This window comes from Microcoleus sp. FACHB-68, from assembly GCF_014695715.1.
In the GTDB taxonomy this organism is placed as follows: domain Bacteria; phylum Cyanobacteriota; class Cyanobacteriia; order Cyanobacteriales; family Oscillatoriaceae; genus FACHB-68.
Map to the genome: position 1 here is coordinate 600382 of NZ_JACJOT010000006.1, position 17492 is coordinate 617873.

Sequence of the window (17492 nt, forward strand, 5' to 3'; positions counted from 1 at the left end):
ACCAAAATGTCACCATCTGGTTCACAACCCAGCGAGTTGCCGCCAACTTCCCCATCTGGGGCTAAATATTCTCCTTGGTTTTTATTAATTGTTACGGTTTTTGTCACTTGTTTAATTACTTCCAATATTATCGCTGTCAAGCTGATTAATGTGTTTGGATTTGTGCTAACGGCAGGGATTGTAATTTTCCCAATTAGCTACATTTGCGGGGATGTTCTCACTGAAGTTTACGGCTACCGGCAAGCGCGACGGGTGATTTGGCTAGGCTTTTTCTGCAATCTGATCGCCACCGGCACGATTTGGATCACTTTGTTGTTGCCATCGGCATCATTTTGGGATGGACAAGATGCCTATGCACGCATTTTAGGTTACACGCCTCGACTGTTGCTAGCGTCATTCTTTGCTTATTTAATCGGTGAGTTTGCCAATTCTTTTATCTTAGCCAAAATGAAAATAGCAACCAGAGGGCGGTTTTTGTGGGCGCGAACCATTGGCTCAACACTGGTGGGGCAGGCATTAGACTCGCTGGTGTTTGTAACGCTGGCTTTTGCCGGCACAATCCCGCCTTCTGAGCTAATTTCGGCCATTGTTACCCAGTGGCTTGCTAAATCGATTTATGAGGCTGCTGCAACGCCTTTAACTTACTGGGTGGTGAATTTCCTCAAGCGGCAAGAGCGGGTAGATACCTATGATTACAATACGCGATTTAATCCACTGTCATTGTCGGAATAACCGTTAAAGGATAGCGTCTCAATTCTTTTTACCTAGCTGATTAAAAAAATGCTGAAAATCTCGGAAGCGCCGACTGAACCGATTATTGCTCAAAACAGTTTTTCTGTTTCTGGAACTGCCCATCTTGGTGATGCCGGTAAGACAGTGTTTTTAACCGTTGATCGCCAATTTAAAATTGCCGGTTCTGCCGTCACATCTGCAGGAACTTGGCAAATTGAGATAGCCTTCCTGCAACCGGGCAATCACCATCTGGAAATTACCCTTGATGCTGATAAAGTTGAGTTAGCGATTCGGGTTATTGCCGAAGTTCTTGTGGGGTTTTATCTCGGCCAACAACCCGACTCAGAAGGGCGAACGATTCAAGAAATTTGGTCATGGAATTACCAAAAGCTTGAAAATAAACATGATTACATTCAATGGCTTTTTCCCCTGCAAGAGAGAAGCCGGTATAACCGAAAAGCACCCATATTAAATGATGAAATTATTCAAGAATTCAGAACCAATACCGTTTTAAGAATTCATTTGCTTAAATCGCTAAAAGTTATGTTGAGTTTCTACGGGTTAGAGTGTCTTAATCCTGATAGTGAGAATCTAGAAATAACCCGGTCTGAGGCTTACAGCGAAAGAAAACAAGAATGGATTAATCTGGGGAATCACAATTACCTACGCTTAACTAGAATTTTAACTTGTCTAAAACTTCTGGGATTGGAAAACTACGCACAAGCTCTTTTTGAATGTTTAGAAAAAATTTACAAACAAGAGGGCAAAAAAATTGGAAGTGAAAGTTTTAATTACTGGAGAAATGCCATTAGATGATTGGAGTTATACCAATTCTCTAGGAAGCTTCCTTGTTACCCCCCCTAGCGGAAATGGTAACTATAGCGTGCCGGCATCCTATTCTGGGTGGCTTGGAACTTTCTTTTTAATTATATTATCGTCTTAACTTTAATGCGTAGTGCTATAGAAAGATGGAAAAAACAAAATTAAGAAGCCGGCTTTCTTCTGGGAGAATCGGCTTCTTAAATAGCTTTTAGGATAAAGTTTCCCGGAAAGCTGGGAATTGTTCGCTCACCCTTGGTGCATCGTAGAGATGCTATCGTGTGGGGTTTCAACGACGGCTATGTGGCCATTTGTCTCTTCGTCAGCGAGTTCAGCTTTTGCTTCTGCCACTAAATCCTCAAAAACTTCACCGGCTTCGGCAAGAGCACCTTTACTCTTTTCATAAACGGCAAGGCCACCTTTGATCGCTGCTTTGGCTAGCGGTTTCCCAAAACCGGCTACGACTGGAAGCAAAATCACCGCACCGATGCCTGCTGCAATGCCGGCTGGGCCAAAATCTTCAAACAGATCGCCGATCTTTATTGCCATAAAACCTTTCCTCCTGTACTCTACAGAATCCAATTTAGGATAGCTTACTCAACTCGGAGATCCAACTCAGGTGAGTTGTCCATCTGAAGCGAAGCGATCGCTTTTAAGCGAATCATGCCGGCCTCTCTCCAGCCTAAAGCTAAGGCGTTGTATAGGGGTTGTCCCTTGTTTAAGAACTGGAATGTGGATCGAGCGGTTTGCTTAAGGCAATAAAACAAGCTAGCTTTTTCTTTAATTGATGCTTCAGGCACCGGCATTGAATTGCTTGTCTCTTCAAGATTGGCTTCTAAGGCTGGTGGCGAAAGTGCCGGCTCATCAACAACCTCGGACATTTGTATTGCAGTTTCTAAAAGAGGTGGCGGAAGTGCCGGCTCATCCACAACTTCGGACATTTGTATTGCAGTTTCTAAAAGAGGTGGCGGAAGTGCCGGCTCATCCACAACCTGGGACATTTGTATTGCAGTTTCTAAGACAGGTGGCGAAAGTGCCGGCTCATGCATCGTCTCTTCAGTCACAATCTGATCGGGTGCAGCAACTGCGTGAAATTCTTCATGAACAACTTCTAAAGCTGATTGAAATTTTGCCGGCTTATTCGGTGCCTTTTTTGGTTTACTGCCGCCTCCTTTAGAAACGGGTTTAACCTGTGCCGGCTCATCGCTTGCTGCTTCTGCCTGTTTGTCAGCTTCTAAAGCAACAGGTTCAACCGGCTCATCAGTTGCCAGTTCTATTTCTTTATCAGCTTCTAAAACAACAGGTTCAACCTGTGCCGACTCATCGGTTGCCTCTTGCGTGTCGTCACTCGATCCTTCTAAATCATCAGGTGGAGAGTCTGCCGGCTCATCTGTTTCGACGTTTGCTGGGGGTGCCGGTTGTGACACAGGCATCTCGCTTGTCAGAGTAGGTTCCGGCGGTGGGGGTGGTGTTGAGGGTTCCGGTTGCGGGATAGGCGGGACGACTGTAAGAGTGGGTGCCGGTGCTGTAGCGACGTAGCTTACACCTTTTGTCTCATCGGCAGATTGAATCAGTTCGGCAAGATGGGAACGCATTTCCACATCGGTAACGGCACGAATATCATAAGTAATCGCAATAGACGCTGCCTGCGAGTTGATACGAATGCCGGTGACACCCTGTGCGGATTCTATTAACTTTTCCAGACGCCGCGCATATTGAGGATCTTCGGCGATGCGAGGCACCCCAAACCGCACTCGTCCGGGGATTGCGTGGATCATTTTATAGGTGATCGCTGAAGCAGACGCAACCGAGGGCGTTTCTACAGGTGCCGGTGCTGATTTTCCATTCGATTTTGGAGTGGGAATGGTAGCGGCGGCTTTGGGACTGGCTGCCGGCACTATAACTGGCGTTTCCGTGTCCAGTTGGTCGATAATCTGGCGAGTGGTATTGGCCGTAATAATATAGGCAAACAGCGCTCTCCAGCCTAACAGCCCGAACCCTCTTGTCACCATTAGTCCTGCAATAATGGGGAGGAATGACCGGCCCTGCTTTTTCCAGTAAGCGGGTGACTTCCACGCCGCAAACGGATCTTTCTGGTTCGCCGTCTGTTGTTGCGTGTTGCTTGCAGTAACTGTGTTACCACTTTCGATGTTTGTCATACTGACATTTACTCCCCAATGCTGAAGTCCTTCTAACAAGTGTGCCAAGGGTAGCCGGTTGGCATCAAAGGCAATCACTGCGCTGCCGGTTGCCTCATTTGTGCCCACTTCATAAACACCGTCTTCCTGCCGTAGCTGTTGCGCTAGGATATCCAATGCCGGCTCCATATCCTTGCCGGTGACGCGCAGCCGCACACGACCCGGAATCGCGTGCACCACTTGGATTTTGCTTTGTTCGGTTTGCGCTGTCTGCTCAGCCATGACCATTCTCCATTCCAACTTGGTGACACCTGTGTTTTTTAAGGGTTTTTCCTTTTTTGCGGCAAACCCTTGCTTTCTCGCTAGTCTCTGCGGTTCATTTCCTGGCAAAGGACATCCAACGCTTCAACGACTGCTAAGCCGGTGGCTAAGACTGCGGTGATTAGAAATAGTATAAATCCTGCCATTTCTGCATTGCAGATTAACCAAATCCCGTAAAGAAAAGTTAAAAAACCGGGCACCAGTAGCGCTAGCTTGATTCTGTACAATCGGTTGCCGGCTTGTGCCGTAACTTTTTTTGATGTTAATGTTTTGAAAAACGTTGGAATCAGTTTTGCCGTATCCGGTAGGTGGATTTGATTTCGATTAGATTTCTTGGTCAAATGATTTGCATTAATTTCAATGACCTGCTGCCATTCGGGATAATTTTGGTGAGTGCTTCTCCCAAAAATTTTAAGCTTTTTAATTCCCTCTAACTGCCACTCGATTAACTGAGTTTCAACAATTCGCGTAACATTTTCATAATTAATAGGCTTGCGTCTTGAGCGATTTAGCACAATAATTAATTCATCTTTGGTTAAATATGTCTTAACCGTTATCGGGTGTTCAGCCAGAACATTTTGCAAATTTTTTTGAATTTCAAATGTACTTACCATTTTTATTTAACCCCCTGTAAACTACAAAGACAAGTTAAGTGGCGACAGTATTAAATGCCCTGTCGCTAGAGCGGCATAATACTCCTAATAAAAGGACATCGAACTGTACTGCTTAAGAATTAATTAAATTCGTAGTCCGACAGTCCGACAGGGACTCAAGTCCCTGTCTCATAATGAAAGTCGTCTAAAGACGACTATAAATTAACAGCCGGTTTTAACCGGCTTAGGCTATTAGCCGAGGGTTTTAACCCTTGGCGGGTTCCTGCCTCATAGCGAAAGTCGTTTGAAGACGAGTAGAAATTAAAATTAGATGCTGTTAAAACCGGCTTGAGTTACAAGCAAGGGATAATCCCAAAATTCGACAGTCCGACAGGGACTTAAGTCCCTGTCTCATAGCGAAAGTCGTCTTCAGACGACTTGAAATTATTAGTTCAGCCGGCTTTAACCGGCTTTTGCTATCAGCCAGAGATTTCAACACCACGCAGGTTTGAGGAGAATCTACTTTGCAGCCATCAAACGTGGTGTCAAAAATAGCTAATTAACGTCCGGTAGGCTGATAGTTATTCTTCTTGTGCGGATCAGCCGTGTAGTGCAATTTGATGAAACTATCAAACGAATACCAAGCCAATACATACCAGGGAATAATATCAAATTGCAACCCTTTCGCCATCAACTGCCGCACGGCGAGTGTTCCAAATCCCACAGGTAACAAGAACCGCAAATCTACTACCCCATGTGTTAGGGATGAGACTCGCTGATTCAAATCACTAACGGCATCCGTGACTCCGTTTGCGGCGACCGATTTTCTGAGAACGATATCGCCAAAAATTATGCCCACATCTCGCAAACTGGCGAAGACATTTTCAACGGTGTCGTGATAATTGTCGTGATGGACGACAATGCTGCCAGTTTGGGGATTCATCCGCACTTCGGAAACATTGGGATGCGCGTTTAAAGCATTGACAATTTCTGCCATTTCGCCCTGTTTCCGGTGGGGTTCAGACACTTTTAACCGCAGCCGGCCTGGTGTTTGACTCACAACGCGAGTGTGGATCAGTTGAGTCAGGGGTTTAAAAGTCGAGCCATTCATCGTCGGTAAAAATTTAGTATGATTTCCAGCAGCCATATTCATAATTTTACAATTTTCTCCTAGATAACTTGAACGGTGAAAAAGGTTAAAAGTGAGAACCCTTAAACTTTTGGGAAAAGTGGGTTGGGGGAATTAAGAAGTGTTGTTCTTACCCATCCCCCGCCCCATTTTTCTAGCTGCCGGGATAATCGGTTGTCGGCTCAGAATGGGTTTCCACGTTTACGATGTTTTGCGCTTGTTTTTCAGCCATTTCTGCCCTGGCTTCAGCGACGAGATCCTCAACAGATTCGCCTACTTCGGCAAATGCGCCTTTGGTTTTTTCAAAGATAGCAATGCCGCCTTTGATTGCTGCTTTAGCGATGGGTTTGCCAATACCGGCAACAAAAGGAATTAAAACAGGTGCAAGCAATACAGCACCCAAACCAACCGCCAAACCAGGTGCGCCGGCTTCTTCTAATAAAACGCCCGGTTCTTCAAAAAATTCTCCGATTGCCATGTCTTTGTTCTCCTATTTAATGCAAACTTTGAAAGTGGAAATTTGGGAAGGCGGGATTAGGGAACTAGAGAAAAAAGTTGCTCCCTTCTCCCGATTTCCAGGCTCATTCAGTTACGGGATGGGCTTGAGTTGGAATTGCGGCTGATTTCAAATCTTGTTGATTTTGGGCGTCAGCAAGTTCTGCTTTAGATTCAGCGACGAGATCCTCAAAAGCTTCTCCAACTTCTGCAAATACACCCTTGCTTTTTTCATAAAGGGCAATACTCCCTTTAATGGCTGATTTTGCTAAGGGCTTACCAACCGGAATCAACACAGGGGCTAAAATTGCCGCCCCGACACCGACAACAAGTGCAGGAAGACCAAAATCTTCAAACAAATCGTCTAAACCAAATAACATGATTCATTTCCTCCATTGAAAGTAGAAAAACTTAATTTGGGGATGGGGCATGGGGCATGGGGCAAGGCTTCGCCAACCTAAAGGTATGGGCATTGGATGAGGGATCAGGTGCTTTTTTTCCTCTCTCCCTCTCTCCGTCGTAGGGGCGTTAGGCTGCGCCAACGTGAAGGTATGCCCCATGCCCTATGCCCCATTCCCCATGCCCCATGCCCCTTCAACTGCCGGTTTTCGAGTTCAGCAGGGGGCGCAAACCGTTGACGCCGGCAATCACACTGGAACCGTTGTTCACCACGGTTGCCGCCATTGGGTTGAGTCCCACAGTGCCGGCTAACAGTAAGCCAGCCAGGTTGGGGATGGCCACAATGCCGGTGTTTTGATGAATCAGCCCCATTGCCTGACGGGCAATTGCGATCGCTTCCACAAGTCCTCGCAAATCATTCGTCATTAGCACCACATCAGCGGTTTCGCGGGCGACATCGGAACCATCGCCAAAGGAGATGGACAGATCCGCATACGCCAAGGCGGCAGAATCATTGATGCCGTCGCCGATGAACGCCACCGTTTGACCGGCTTCGTGCAATTGGCGCACAACTGTTGCCTTCATTTCGGGAAATGCTTCGGCATGAGTGCACTCGTCTGGAATGCCCAACTCAGCCGCTACAGCCTTGGCGCGGTTCCAGTTATCGCCAGTGAGCAGATGAATTTCCATACCGGCTTGGTTCTGGAGGGCGTCGATCACTTCCAGGGTTTCCGGACGCAGGGGATCGGTGTACTGAATGACGCCGCGTAACTTGCCGTCGCTGGCAACATAAATCAGTGAGCCGGTTTGCAAGTCTGGATGTTCTTCATACAGGCAAGTCATGCAGATGCCTTCCTGCTTCAGGTAGCGCTTGCTTCCCACCAAAACCGTCTGGCCGTCAATATCAGCACGCACACCCAAACCAACTTCATAATTCCACTCACCGCGTGGCAGCAGGGCAACACCTTGCTGTTCGGCATAGCGCACTAAAGCGGAGGCGACGGGGTGTGTCAAGCGCTGTTCGGCGGCGGCGGCGAGTTCCAGCACCCGCTCAGCAGTCATGCCATTCACGGTTTTTACGCCACAGATAGCAATATCGCCTTGAGTCAGGGTGCCGGTTTTGTCAAAGACGAAGGTATCGACTTTGGCGAATTGCTCTAAGGCGCGTCCGCTGCGGATCAGGATGCCGCGCCGCGCTGCCGAGGTGAGTGCAGCGAGAACGGTTGTGGGGACAGAAACGCGAATGCCGGTGGCAAAGTCGAGGGTGAGAACGGCGGCGGCGCGTGCCAGGTTACGGGTTGCGCCAAACACAATGCCGGCCAGCAGGATCGTTGGCAAAACCGCCCGATCTGCAATTTTGGCGGCGTAGTTTTCAATCCGAGTATCGTGCACCGGCGCATCTTGCATTAACTTAATGCTCTGGCCGGCACGGGTATCACTTCCGACTCGTTCCGCGACGATGTAAATTTGTCCTTCGCGCACGAGGGTAGAAGCATACACTTCTTGTCCCGGTTCTTTAATCACCGGCATCGACTCGCCAGTCAGTTTTTGTTGGTCAATCGTGGCTTTGCCGCGCAGCACCCGTCCATCCACCGGCACTTGTTCGCCTGGATAAACGATCACCGTATCGCCGCGCTGCACGTCGTGGATCGAAATCTCCACTTTTTCGCCGTCGCGCTCAACCCAGACAAAATCAGCGAGGGAATCGAGTAAATCCAGCGTTTGTCGCTCAGAGGAACGTGCGGTGCGTTCCCGAATCGCATCTCCCGCTTCAATCAGGCACAACATCAACGATGGGGCCATGAAGTGACCTTGAAGCGTGGTGATCGCAATTGCTGAGAAATCGAGGAAGTCAATATTCAGTTTGCGGTCGTTGCGGACGCTATCCCAAGCCCGTTTCGCCACTGGTAGGCTTGTCATCGCGATTGTGCTACCCACCAACACGGCGGGGATCGGTAAGCCGAATGGGCCACCCAATATCGCTAAGGTGGTTGCCAACACCGGCAGTTTCAGTCCAGACCAGGAGCTACTCTCGGCTTTCTCTGGTTCCTGCTTCGAGGTTTTTGACAACTCTTGTGGTAAAATCGCGGTGCTAGCCTGCTGAATTAAGCTGACCAGTGCAGAGCGCATCTTCGCTTCTGAAATCCCTTGCGGGTTGTATGAGATCGCAACAGAGGCCGCTGAGGGCTTGATGCGGACACTGGTGACGCCGGCAGCAGACGAAGCCAACACTTCCAGACGATGCGCGTATTCGGGATCGTTGATCAGCCGAGGCACCCGAAACCGCAACCGTCCCGGAACCGCGTGAACCACACTACAAGCTACCCCAAGTAGCTCAGATTTTTTATTGCCATTACTTTTTACGGAATGGCCGATTTTTGCGTGGTTATTTCCGTTCACTAGAGCAGATTTCTCATTCTCAGCCGCAGATATCACCCTGGATATTGTGTTTGCCTGCGGTGCCAGTTTTACCATTGCTTGTGTCATTTCTCTATCTCATGCAACTCCATCTAAGGTGTGCGGTTTGGGGGTTGGAGGTTCGGCGCTGAATCTTAGAGCTTTGGTATAAAGAGTAAAAATTTATACTTTAGGCTACTTAATTTAGCTTTAACCTTACTAGCCTCAATCCTCCGTAAGGTTAAAACTTGAAAGCGGCTCGTATTCCTTAGTGAGTAATCTTTTTTTAGTAAAGATTAGCTAAGAAGGCGAGGGAGGCTTTGAGCGCCGGCGGCTTGTAGCTATCCCAAAAACTAGGTTTTTTACGTGTCGAGGATGTATTCGTTAATACTAACCTTTGAGGTATTTTCACGGATACAGGACTGACTGCCTTTGAGCGCGGCGGCAAAGTTTGAACTCGCCCGTTTGACACTGCGAGTGTCGGTTCGGGTGCCGGCTGCGAGGAGTGCTGAACTCGCCCGTTATAAGGCACAGCAGCGTTCGCCAATTCCGATGCCGGCATAGGGACAGGTGTACTGTCTGCCGGTTGAGGAATCTTCGGCAATCCCGCAACCTTTGCTTGCTCAATCAGCGCTTCTAGACGCGATTGCATTTGCAAGAGTGATACCGAGCCGGCTTTGTAGCTCACAACCAGTGATGCTGTTGTCTGATTCACCCGCACGCTGGTGACACCGGCAGCCGATTCAATTAACCGCTCGAGCCGGCGAGTGTAAACGGCATCATCCGCCAGCCGGGGAACGTGAAAGCGCAACCGTCCCGGAACTGCATGAACCAGCCGGTGTTGAATTTCTGAGGTTGAATTTTGGGTGGAAGACTCAGCGGTGAGTGGTTGCTGGATCAATCCTCCCATTCCTTGCTCGTCAATCACCTGACGGGTTGTGCCGGCAGCGATCAGATACAAAGGAATTGCCGGCAAACCCTGGATTCCCAAGCGTTGCGTGATTAGCATCCCCACAATTAACGGGATCGCAGAATCCAGTTGTGTGGCTGAAAGAGCTGCTGAAACTGGCTCCCACAGTTCCGGCACCGGCAAATCTTCCGACGGGGAAGGAGCCACTGAAACGCCTTGTTGCTTTAGCATCCCCAGCAACTTTTGCAACGGCAGCCGGTTCTCGTCAAAAGTGGCGAGCAAACTTCCCGTTTGGGGATTGATATTAACTTTGTATATTCCTTCTTGTTGCCGCAGCAGTTCCGCTACCGTTTCCAGTGCCGATTCCGATGCGCTACCTACAGCACGAAGCCGCAAGCGCCCAGGAATTGCGTGCACAATTTGTAGCCCCGTTTGCGGGCATTGCACATTTAATTCAGTCATTCAATTGTCTCCGATTTCGTTTCCTATACAAACGTGCCGATGTCTGGCGTTTGTACAGCTTTTCAGCCCGTGCGTTGCATTGTGGGAGGGCTTTTGCGCCTCCTATCCCATCAACGCCTCATACGCACAACGCTTATCCCTGTGCTGCGGCGCAAAAAGTAACTGAAATATTTTGAAGTGTTTGTGGTGTGTGACACCAGCACAGATACGTGTGACATAAGAGTTGCCCCCCCTTACCCCAGGCTAGAGATTAAGAGATGAAAGCAGCCTCCCCATACTGGAATTACCGTTGTTGCAAGTCTGTCTGCACTAAGTTCTAGGAGACATCCTCGGCTGGCGGCTTACCCCCCCCTCTCTATCCGAATCATGGCGCTTGTTATGTGCGACGCCACCGGCTACGGATTTCAGGGAAACAGCAGGTTAAGCTTGTGATTAAGACTAGGTTAATATAACACGATTTTTGGATTAAGACAGGGATTTAAGAAAATTTTCTTGATTTGCCTTTAAATCGCGCTCTCGTTCAAAGCTGCCTCTTCGGTTGAAGATTAGCTGCGGTAGGATTGACAGCTTTTTTGGCGACTTTTAAACTCCAGACTTTCGATTATAGATTGAGAATTTATTGAGCGCAAGTGGCAAAACTGAAGAGTTATTAAGAGAGATCGAGCTAAGCGGTTCTTCGCTCAAATTTAGCAAAATGTTTTAAGTGAATATGCTGAAAATCTCTCGAAGTTACTTAAAGTATGCGGGTTTTGTTTCAGTGCTTATCCCTGATTATTTGCAATGCAATTGCCTAAATTTTTCCTTGCTTAGGCACACTTCACACGCTCTGAACTCCTTGCCGGCATCTCTGCCGGTGTAAAAGTCGCAATAACTTTTAATTCATTTGTCACGCCTGACTCTGGGAAAATTGTCAGGAATAGATGACAAAAGGGAAAATTGCGGATTATGGCACACCATGAACATTTTGAAAAGCAGACTAATCCTAAAATCGATTCCCATAATTTAGAGAGAGAAAAACTTGACAAGCAATCGGCAGTCTGTCTATTTTGCAAATCGATTTCTTGTGGGACAGGAGGACAGGAGGCAAGAGGTATCACCTTTGTGCCGGCAGACAAAGCAGATAAGACGCCGGCTCCACAAACTATTAATCTTTTTCCAAAAGTGGGATACTTCCAAGCAATCTCGATGAGTAATTTAAAAGTTTTCCTCGGCAATCTTACTTACCAAGGGTTCGCTAGAGTTACTCAGATAAAACTTATTAGATTAAAGCTAAATTGTTACGAATGAATCATTAATATAACTTTAAATCATTTTTTGCTAATTTTTTCTCAAGCCGGTGCTGATAAAAGAATTGATGAAAAAGTTATAAATGTTTAAATAATTCTATTTTTCATAAAGAGTATTTAAGCTTAATTCATAACATTAAGTTTAAATTAAGAATTGAATAAATGATAGGACTTTAAGTATATTTACCGCTGATTGATACAGCGTTAGTTATTATAATTGAATAGTTTTAGCAGTTAATTAACTGTCACCCTTTGTGAGCACCAAGTCAAGCTAATTAAACTAAAGTCCTAACCTAGGTTCGGCTGAGAGACAAAACTTTACAAGCGCAAGGTGCAGCCCATTTTGGTCAATTTGTCCGATGTCTGCCATCTCAGGGAGCAAGATGCTCCCACTCCTAATATTTTTGCCAATGTGGGATGCACCAGGCCAACTCCTGTTCAAACTCTATAAATGCAACCTAAAGCTTAATAAAATTTAACGACTTTTTCATAAAACCTTATTAAGTGTAAACCATCAATTACAGACAGGCTGTACAAATAAATGAAACGACGTAATTTTGTCAGTTACTCCTTATTATTTCTCACAGGATGCACAACATCCAAGTTAGCCGAAACCCAACGTTCAAAAAGCAGCGTTCAGGAAACAGCCGGCCAGGCTGAGAATGAACTGGCAACCATCAATATGGCACTCATTCCCTGGCAGGTTTCCGTAGAACAGGAAGAGAAATTAAAGCCCTTGACTGATTACCTCACACAAAAACTTAACCGGCCATTCAAATTTCAAATAGCCCCAAATTACAAAACAGCGGTTGATTTACTCGTAGAGGGAAAAGTTGAACTCGCCTACCTCGGTGCAAGCACATATATCGAGGCGCGTCTTCGCGATCCCAATGTTGAGGCACTTGCCGCTCCTATTAACAAACACACAGGACGACCTTGGTACACAGCCGTAATTATTGCTAACAGCGCTCAGGGAATTAAAACTATTGCAGATGTGAAAGGCAAGCGATTTGCCTTTGTGAACAAATTATCAACATCAGGCTATCTCGTACCAATGGCTCACTTCCTAGACAAGGGTATTGATCCCGAACGCGAGTTTGCTGAAGTCATTTTTGCGGGTAGCCATGACAAGGCAAAAGCGATGCTTCTAGAGGGGAAAGTGGATGCGATTGCCGAGGATAAGCAGTCATACACGGAACAACAAAAAGAAGGAAGGTTAGATCCTGAAAAGTACAAAATTATTTGGGAATCTGCCCCAATTCCTAGCTTGCCAATAGTAGCTTCTAGTAAGCTTTCACCTGAATTAAAAAATACTTTAAAAAAGGCACTTATCGACGCCCCAGATGGACTTGTAGATCCTACCGGGGCTGTGGGTGCTGGATACACGTCTGTACAGGATTCTGACTACGACATTATCCGAAAGCTGCAAAAGCGCATTAACACGAGGTGAAATTAAGTGAAATATGAGAATAACAACTAAGTGTATTGGTTCTTCGGCAATTGTAGTCAGCCTGGTTGCTTCTTTGTTAATTGGTGGTGATATTTTCATTAGACAAGCCGAAGAAACCGCACAAGCAAGCCGAGCAAGAACTACTCAGGCTTTAAATACGATCCTTCAGCTCAACGCGTCTTTGAGTGACCAAGTAAAGGCGCTGAAGGATCTGATTCTCTTGAGCCGTGATGCTGCGAACGTGGGGGCATACAAGCAAGCTTTGTCTGAATTTACGAAGGCACTGGATAAACTAGAAAATATAATGCCCCAGGCCGCTTCAGAAGTGCAACTGGTTCGCCGCCGGCACAAGTTTCTCTTAGATTTAGCTAACGGACTTATCGATAGACCGCCTTCGGAAAAACCGCTTGGCCTCACTCAATCACAGCAGGACTTTAGAACGATCAATTCTTTTGAAAAAGACATTAACCTATATTTAGATTTCTTGGCTGATCAGCTTCTAGAACAAGATGCTCTAGAAGAGGAAGAATTCGACCACTTCAAGCAAACAACCCGCTCCAAAAGACAAATTATTATTGTAATTATTCTTTTAATTTTTATCGCTCAGCTAGTATTGATATTACTGCCGGTTATTCGTTCAATCCAACAGCTTCAGCTAGGGGCGGCACAAATTGGCACCGGCAATTTAGATTATCGCTTAGATATTCAGACAAAAGATGAGATTGAACAGCTAGCAAATGCCTTCAACCAAATGGCAGCAACGCTTGCCGAATCTTATCGCTCCTTGGAGGTAAAAAAAGAAGCAGCGGATGCGGCTAACCGGGCAAAAAGCGAGTTTTTGGCTAATATGAGCCACGAATTGCGAACGCCTCTCAACGGCATCTTGGGTTATGCCCAAATTCTCCAACGCAGTAAAAACTTAGCAGGCAAACAACGCGATGGCGTAGATATTATTTATCAGTGCGGTTCACACTTACTAACCCTGATCAATGACATTTTAGACTTGTCTAAAATTGAAGCCCGAAAAATGGAACTGGACAACAGCGATTTTCATTTTCCGTCTTTTTTGCAAGGAGTAGAGGAAATTTGCCGAATTAGAGCTGAACAAAAAGAGATTGCCTTTGTTTATCAAACCACGACAAAACTGCCCATTGCCATCCATGCTGACGAAAAACGCTTACGACAAGTTTTAATTAATTTACTGGGCAATGCCATTAAATTTACAAGCGTAGGTGGAGTAAATTTTCAAGTGAGTGTGATTGAGCGTTACCCCACCGGCATCAGTCAAGAAAATGAAGCGCTTGGTGTCTTAAAAAATAATAAAAGAGAAAAGATAAATTATAAAATTCGGTTTCAAATCACCGACACCGGCATTGGCATGAGTCCAGAGCAATTAGAAAATATATTTTTGCCTTTTGAACAAGTGGGAGATCGCGAAAAGCAAGCAGAAGGCACCGGCTTGGGTTTAGCAATTAGCCAAAAGATTGTTCAGATGATGGACAGTAGCATTCAAGTCCAAAGTGAGCTGGGGAAGGGAAGCGTTTTTTGGATAGATTTAGATTTGCCGGCTCTTACAAACTGGACAGAGACAGCCAAAGTAGCTGAAGAAGGAAAAATTATTAGCTTCACTGGCAATCAGCGAAAAATTCTGGTGGTGGATGATAAATGGGAAAATCGCTCTGTGATTGTGAATTTGCTAGAACCGATTGGCTTTGAAGTAGCAGAGGCAAGCAATGGTGAGGAAGGTTTAGAAAAAGCGCTGCAATTTCAGCCTGATTTGATGATTACCGACTTAGTGATGCCGGTACTTGATGGGTTTGAAATGATGCGTCGGCTGCGACTGTCTCCACAGCTTAAAAATTTAGTTGTGATTGTTTCATCTGCTAGTGTGTTTGCTAAAGATCAGCACAAAAGTTCAGAAGCCGGTGGCAATGATTTTATTCCCAAGCCAATTCAAGGGGAGCAGTTACTTGAGAAATTACAAAAGTATTTACAAATTGAATGGATTTATGAGACCTTCCAAAAACAGCCGGCGCAACAGCAAGAAATAATTCCCTCCAACAACTTTACACCCAACCTTCCCTCAGTCCCTGAAGCAGAAATTACCGGCAGCAAGCGAAAAATTCTCATCGTGGATGATCAATGGGAAAATCGCTCGGTTATTATCAATTTGCTAGAACCCATTGGGTTTGAAATAGCAGAAGCCGGTAACGGTCAAGAAGGGTTAGAAAAAGCGGCTCAGTTTCAGCCCGATGTCATTATCACCGATTTGGCGATGCCAGGGATGGACGGATTGGAATTAACCCAGCAAATTCGCCGAGTCCCACAGTTGAAGGATGCGGTGATTATTGTTTCATCTGCCAGCGTGTTTAAAACTGACCAGCACCAAAGTTTAGAAGCCGGCGCTAATGATTTTTTGGCAAAGCCGGTACAGGCAAAGGATTTGTTAGAAAAGTTACAGCGCCATTTAGGACAGAAATTGTTTTATAAAGAATTAAGGCTTCCCGCTCAAGTGCCCGCTGCGGATTGTAAAGAAGTATTGACAAAAACTAAATTGATTTCCCCCTCGCCTGAGCAAATAGAAACTTTGTTTCAGCTAGCAGTGCGAGGCAATATGAAAGGGGTTCTCAAGGAGGCGGCTTTGCTAGAACAGTCGGATGAAAAATTTCTCCCCTTTCTGGCTCAGGTACGCCTATATGCGAAAAGTTTTCAGGAGCAAGAGCTAAGTGAATTTCTCAGCCGGTACAGAAATGAAAAGATAGAAGTGTCTGGCTGATTGGGAACTTTCCTCTCCTTGCAAAGAATCTATAATTAAATTAAAGTGAGGGTTAATGTAAAAAAGTATATCAACTCACACGCTTAAAAATTTGTCTTTCAAAAGCTGGCAAAAAATGAAAGAGAGAGTTCTATGATTCTTAGCAATTTTGCCTCAATAGCTGATATGAGCAATGAATCCAGCCAAGAACCCGGAATTGTACTGATCGTTGATGATAATCCAGCAAATTTAGGCGTACTTTCCGATTTTCTAGATGAAGCCGGCCTTGAAGTCTGGGTGGCGCGAGATGGCGAAAGCGCACTTCGGAAAGTAGAATACGATCCGCCCGATATCATCTTGTTAGATGTGATGATGCCGGGAATTGATGGGTTTGAAACGTGCCGCAGGCTGCAATCTTCTCCATCAACTAAAGACATTCCCGTAATTTTTATGACAGCCCTTTCGGATACAGTAGATAAGGTCAAAGGGCTTTCTCTAGGGGCAGTCGATTACATTACCAAGCCGCTTCAGCAGGAAGAAGTGTTAGCTAGAGTGAGGCTGCACCTGAAACTGCGAAACATGACCAAAACACTTGCAGCGCAAAACGCACAACTGATTCGGGAAGTAGAAGCGCGTGCGGCAGCAGAAGTCGCCCTAATTGAACTCACACAGCAGTTAGAACAACGGGTAGACGAGCGGACGCTAGAACTGAAAAACGCGTTGCAAAACCTTCAAAAAACACAAATCCAGCTCATTCAAAGCGAGAAACTTGCAACACTCGGTCAGTTGTTAGCCGGTGTGGCTCATGAAATCAATAACCCTGTTAGCTCGATTTCTGGCAATCTTTCACACATGGTAACCGCGAGTACAGACTTAATTAATCACTTGCAACTCTACCAGCGCCAGTACCCAAATTCATTGCCAGAAATTGCAGAACACGCAGAAAACATTGAGTTAGAGTATCTAGTAGAAGACATTCCTCAAATCCTCAATTCAATGAAATTTGGGACTGAGCGTATCCGTTCTTTAAGTGTCTCCTTACGAAACTTTTACCGAACGGATACCTCATCAAAGGTGCCGGTAAATATTCACGAAGGGTTAGACAGTACGCTATTAATTTTGCAACACCGGCTTAAAGCCTGTAGCAATCACCCGGCGATTGAAGTCATTAAAGAATATGGCAACTTGCCGGCAGTGAACTGCTACCCCGGCCAGCTCAATCAAGTGTTTATGAATCTTCTCGCCAATGCGATTGATGCCTTGGAAGAAGCAGTAGTTAACGGCCAACTTTCAGTCATTGAAGGAACTGCAAAGAACACCCCGACGATTTGGATTTCCACAGAAGTTTTAGAAGGAAACTATGTCGATATCCGGGTAAAAGACAATGCTGCCGGCATCACTCAAGAAACTCAAAAGCATCTATTTGAGCCAATGTTTACCACGAAACCTGTTGGCAAAGGCACCGGCTTGGGTTTGTCTATTAGTCGTGAAATTGTCGAAGAAAAACATGGAGGCCGGATCAAATGTATTTCTTCACCCGGACAAGGAACACAATTCGTACTAGAAATTCCCATCAATCAGCCAGAATAATCATTACAACTCAGTC

14 protein-coding genes are annotated in these 17492 nt (G+C 45.9%); 6 read left to right on the plus strand and 8 right to left on the minus strand.

The features are described 5' to 3' along the window. The first annotated feature begins 6 nt into the window (after positions 1-6). The gene (locus tag H6F73_RS07025) at positions 7-732 is read left to right on the plus strand and encodes a queuosine precursor transporter (protein WP_190758053.1); all 726 of its coding nucleotides are present in this window, start codon (positions 7-9) and stop codon (positions 730-732) included. Positions 733-780: 48 nt separating this feature from the next. Beyond that, positions 781-1548 carry an opioid growth factor receptor-related protein gene (locus tag H6F73_RS07030; RefSeq protein ID WP_190758054.1) on the plus strand — a complete coding sequence of 256 codons (768 nt, stop codon included), beginning with the start codon at positions 781-783 and terminating at the stop codon, positions 1546-1548. 252 nt (positions 1549-1800) lie between these two features. Here H6F73_RS07030 and H6F73_RS07035 read toward each other — a convergent pair whose 3' ends face one another. From H6F73_RS07035 to H6F73_RS07070, 8 genes are all read right to left on the minus strand, one after another. Next, complete coding sequence (locus H6F73_RS07035; RefSeq protein WP_190758055.1) at positions 1801-2100, minus strand: DUF5132 domain-containing protein; 300 nt, start codon at positions 2098-2100, stop codon at positions 1801-1803. A gap of 44 nt (positions 2101-2144) precedes the next feature. Beyond that, positions 2145-3971, minus strand: coding sequence for an HMA2 domain-containing protein (locus H6F73_RS07040; RefSeq protein ID WP_190758056.1), 1827 nt, complete (start codon positions 3969-3971; stop codon positions 2145-2147). A gap of 80 nt (positions 3972-4051) precedes the next feature. Then, positions 4052-4624: a hypothetical protein gene (locus H6F73_RS07045; RefSeq protein ID WP_190758057.1), complete on the minus strand. Its 573-nt coding sequence runs from the start codon at positions 4622-4624 to the stop codon at positions 4052-4054. A gap of 538 nt (positions 4625-5162) precedes the next feature. After that, entirely contained in the window at positions 5163-5750 is a 588-nt protein-coding gene (locus H6F73_RS07050) for an HMA2 domain-containing protein (protein WP_199330443.1), read from the minus strand. Positions 5751-5886: 136 nt separating this feature from the next. Beyond that, complete coding sequence (locus H6F73_RS07055) at positions 5887-6210, minus strand: DUF5132 domain-containing protein (protein ID WP_190758058.1); 324 nt, start codon at positions 6208-6210, stop codon at positions 5887-5889. A gap of 103 nt (positions 6211-6313) precedes the next feature. Further along, on the minus strand, positions 6314-6607 hold the full coding sequence (locus H6F73_RS07060; RefSeq protein WP_190758059.1) for a DUF5132 domain-containing protein: 294 nt from the start codon (positions 6605-6607) through the stop codon (positions 6314-6316). Positions 6608-6821: 214 nt separating this feature from the next. Further along, the gene (locus tag H6F73_RS07065) at positions 6822-9026 is read right to left on the minus strand and encodes a heavy metal translocating P-type ATPase (RefSeq protein WP_347239484.1); all 2205 of its coding nucleotides are present in this window, start codon (positions 9024-9026) and stop codon (positions 6822-6824) included. A 283-nt stretch (positions 9027-9309) separates the two neighbouring features. Next, on the minus strand, positions 9310-10395 hold the full coding sequence (locus tag H6F73_RS07070; protein ID WP_190758060.1) for an HMA2 domain-containing protein: 1086 nt from the start codon (positions 10393-10395) through the stop codon (positions 9310-9312). A gap of 945 nt (positions 10396-11340) precedes the next feature. Between H6F73_RS07070 and H6F73_RS07075 the strand changes: the two genes are divergently transcribed. The 4 genes from H6F73_RS07075 (at position 11341) to H6F73_RS07090 (ending at position 17476) form a co-directional block, all read left to right on the plus strand. Then, entirely contained in the window at positions 11341-11682 is a 342-nt protein-coding gene (locus H6F73_RS07075; protein WP_190758061.1) for a hypothetical protein, read from the plus strand. A 540-nt stretch (positions 11683-12222) separates the two neighbouring features. Beyond that, positions 12223-13131 (plus strand): phosphate/phosphite/phosphonate ABC transporter substrate-binding protein, encoded by a 909-nt coding sequence (locus H6F73_RS07080; RefSeq protein WP_190758062.1) that lies wholly within the window; start codon positions 12223-12225, stop codon positions 13129-13131. Positions 13132-13144: 13 nt separating this feature from the next. Then, a complete protein-coding gene (locus tag H6F73_RS07085; RefSeq protein ID WP_190758063.1) occupies positions 13145-15907 on the plus strand; it encodes a response regulator in 2763 nt (920 codons plus the stop codon). Positions 15908-16072: 165 nt separating this feature from the next. Then, a complete protein-coding gene (locus H6F73_RS07090; protein ID WP_190758356.1) occupies positions 16073-17476 on the plus strand; it encodes a response regulator in 1404 nt (467 codons plus the stop codon). The last annotated feature ends 16 nt before the right edge of the window (positions 17477-17492 follow it).

Coding starts and splice junctions, on each gene's coding strand:
- H6F73_RS07090 (WP_190758356.1), top strand. CDS start 16,073: ATGAGCAATGAATCCAGCCAAGAACCCGGAATTGTACTGATCGTTGAT.
- H6F73_RS07050 (WP_199330443.1), bottom strand. CDS start 5,750: ATGGCTGCTGGAAATCATACTAAATTTTTACCGACGATGAATGGCTCG.
- H6F73_RS07085 (WP_190758063.1), top strand. CDS start 13,145: ATGAGAATAACAACTAAGTGTATTGGTTCTTCGGCAATTGTAGTCAGC.
- H6F73_RS07025 (WP_190758053.1), top strand. CDS start 7: ATGTCACCATCTGGTTCACAACCCAGCGAGTTGCCGCCAACTTCCCCA.
- H6F73_RS07080 (WP_190758062.1), top strand. CDS start 12,223: ATGAAACGACGTAATTTTGTCAGTTACTCCTTATTATTTCTCACAGGA.
- H6F73_RS07055 (WP_190758058.1), bottom strand. CDS start 6,210: ATGGCAATCGGAGAATTTTTTGAAGAACCGGGCGTTTTATTAGAAGAA.
- H6F73_RS07035 (WP_190758055.1), bottom strand. CDS start 2,100: ATGGCAATAAAGATCGGCGATCTGTTTGAAGATTTTGGCCCAGCCGGC.
- H6F73_RS07070 (WP_190758060.1), bottom strand. CDS start 10,395: ATGACTGAATTAAATGTGCAATGCCCGCAAACGGGGCTACAAATTGTG.
- H6F73_RS07040 (WP_190758056.1), bottom strand. CDS start 3,971: ATGGCTGAGCAGACAGCGCAAACCGAACAAAGCAAAATCCAAGTGGTG.
- H6F73_RS07045 (WP_190758057.1), bottom strand. CDS start 4,624: ATGGTAAGTACATTTGAAATTCAAAAAAATTTGCAAAATGTTCTGGCT.
- H6F73_RS07030 (WP_190758054.1), top strand. CDS start 781: ATGCTGAAAATCTCGGAAGCGCCGACTGAACCGATTATTGCTCAAAAC.
- H6F73_RS07060 (WP_190758059.1), bottom strand. CDS start 6,607: ATGTTATTTGGTTTAGACGATTTGTTTGAAGATTTTGGTCTTCCTGCA.
- H6F73_RS07075 (WP_190758061.1), top strand. CDS start 11,341: ATGGCACACCATGAACATTTTGAAAAGCAGACTAATCCTAAAATCGAT.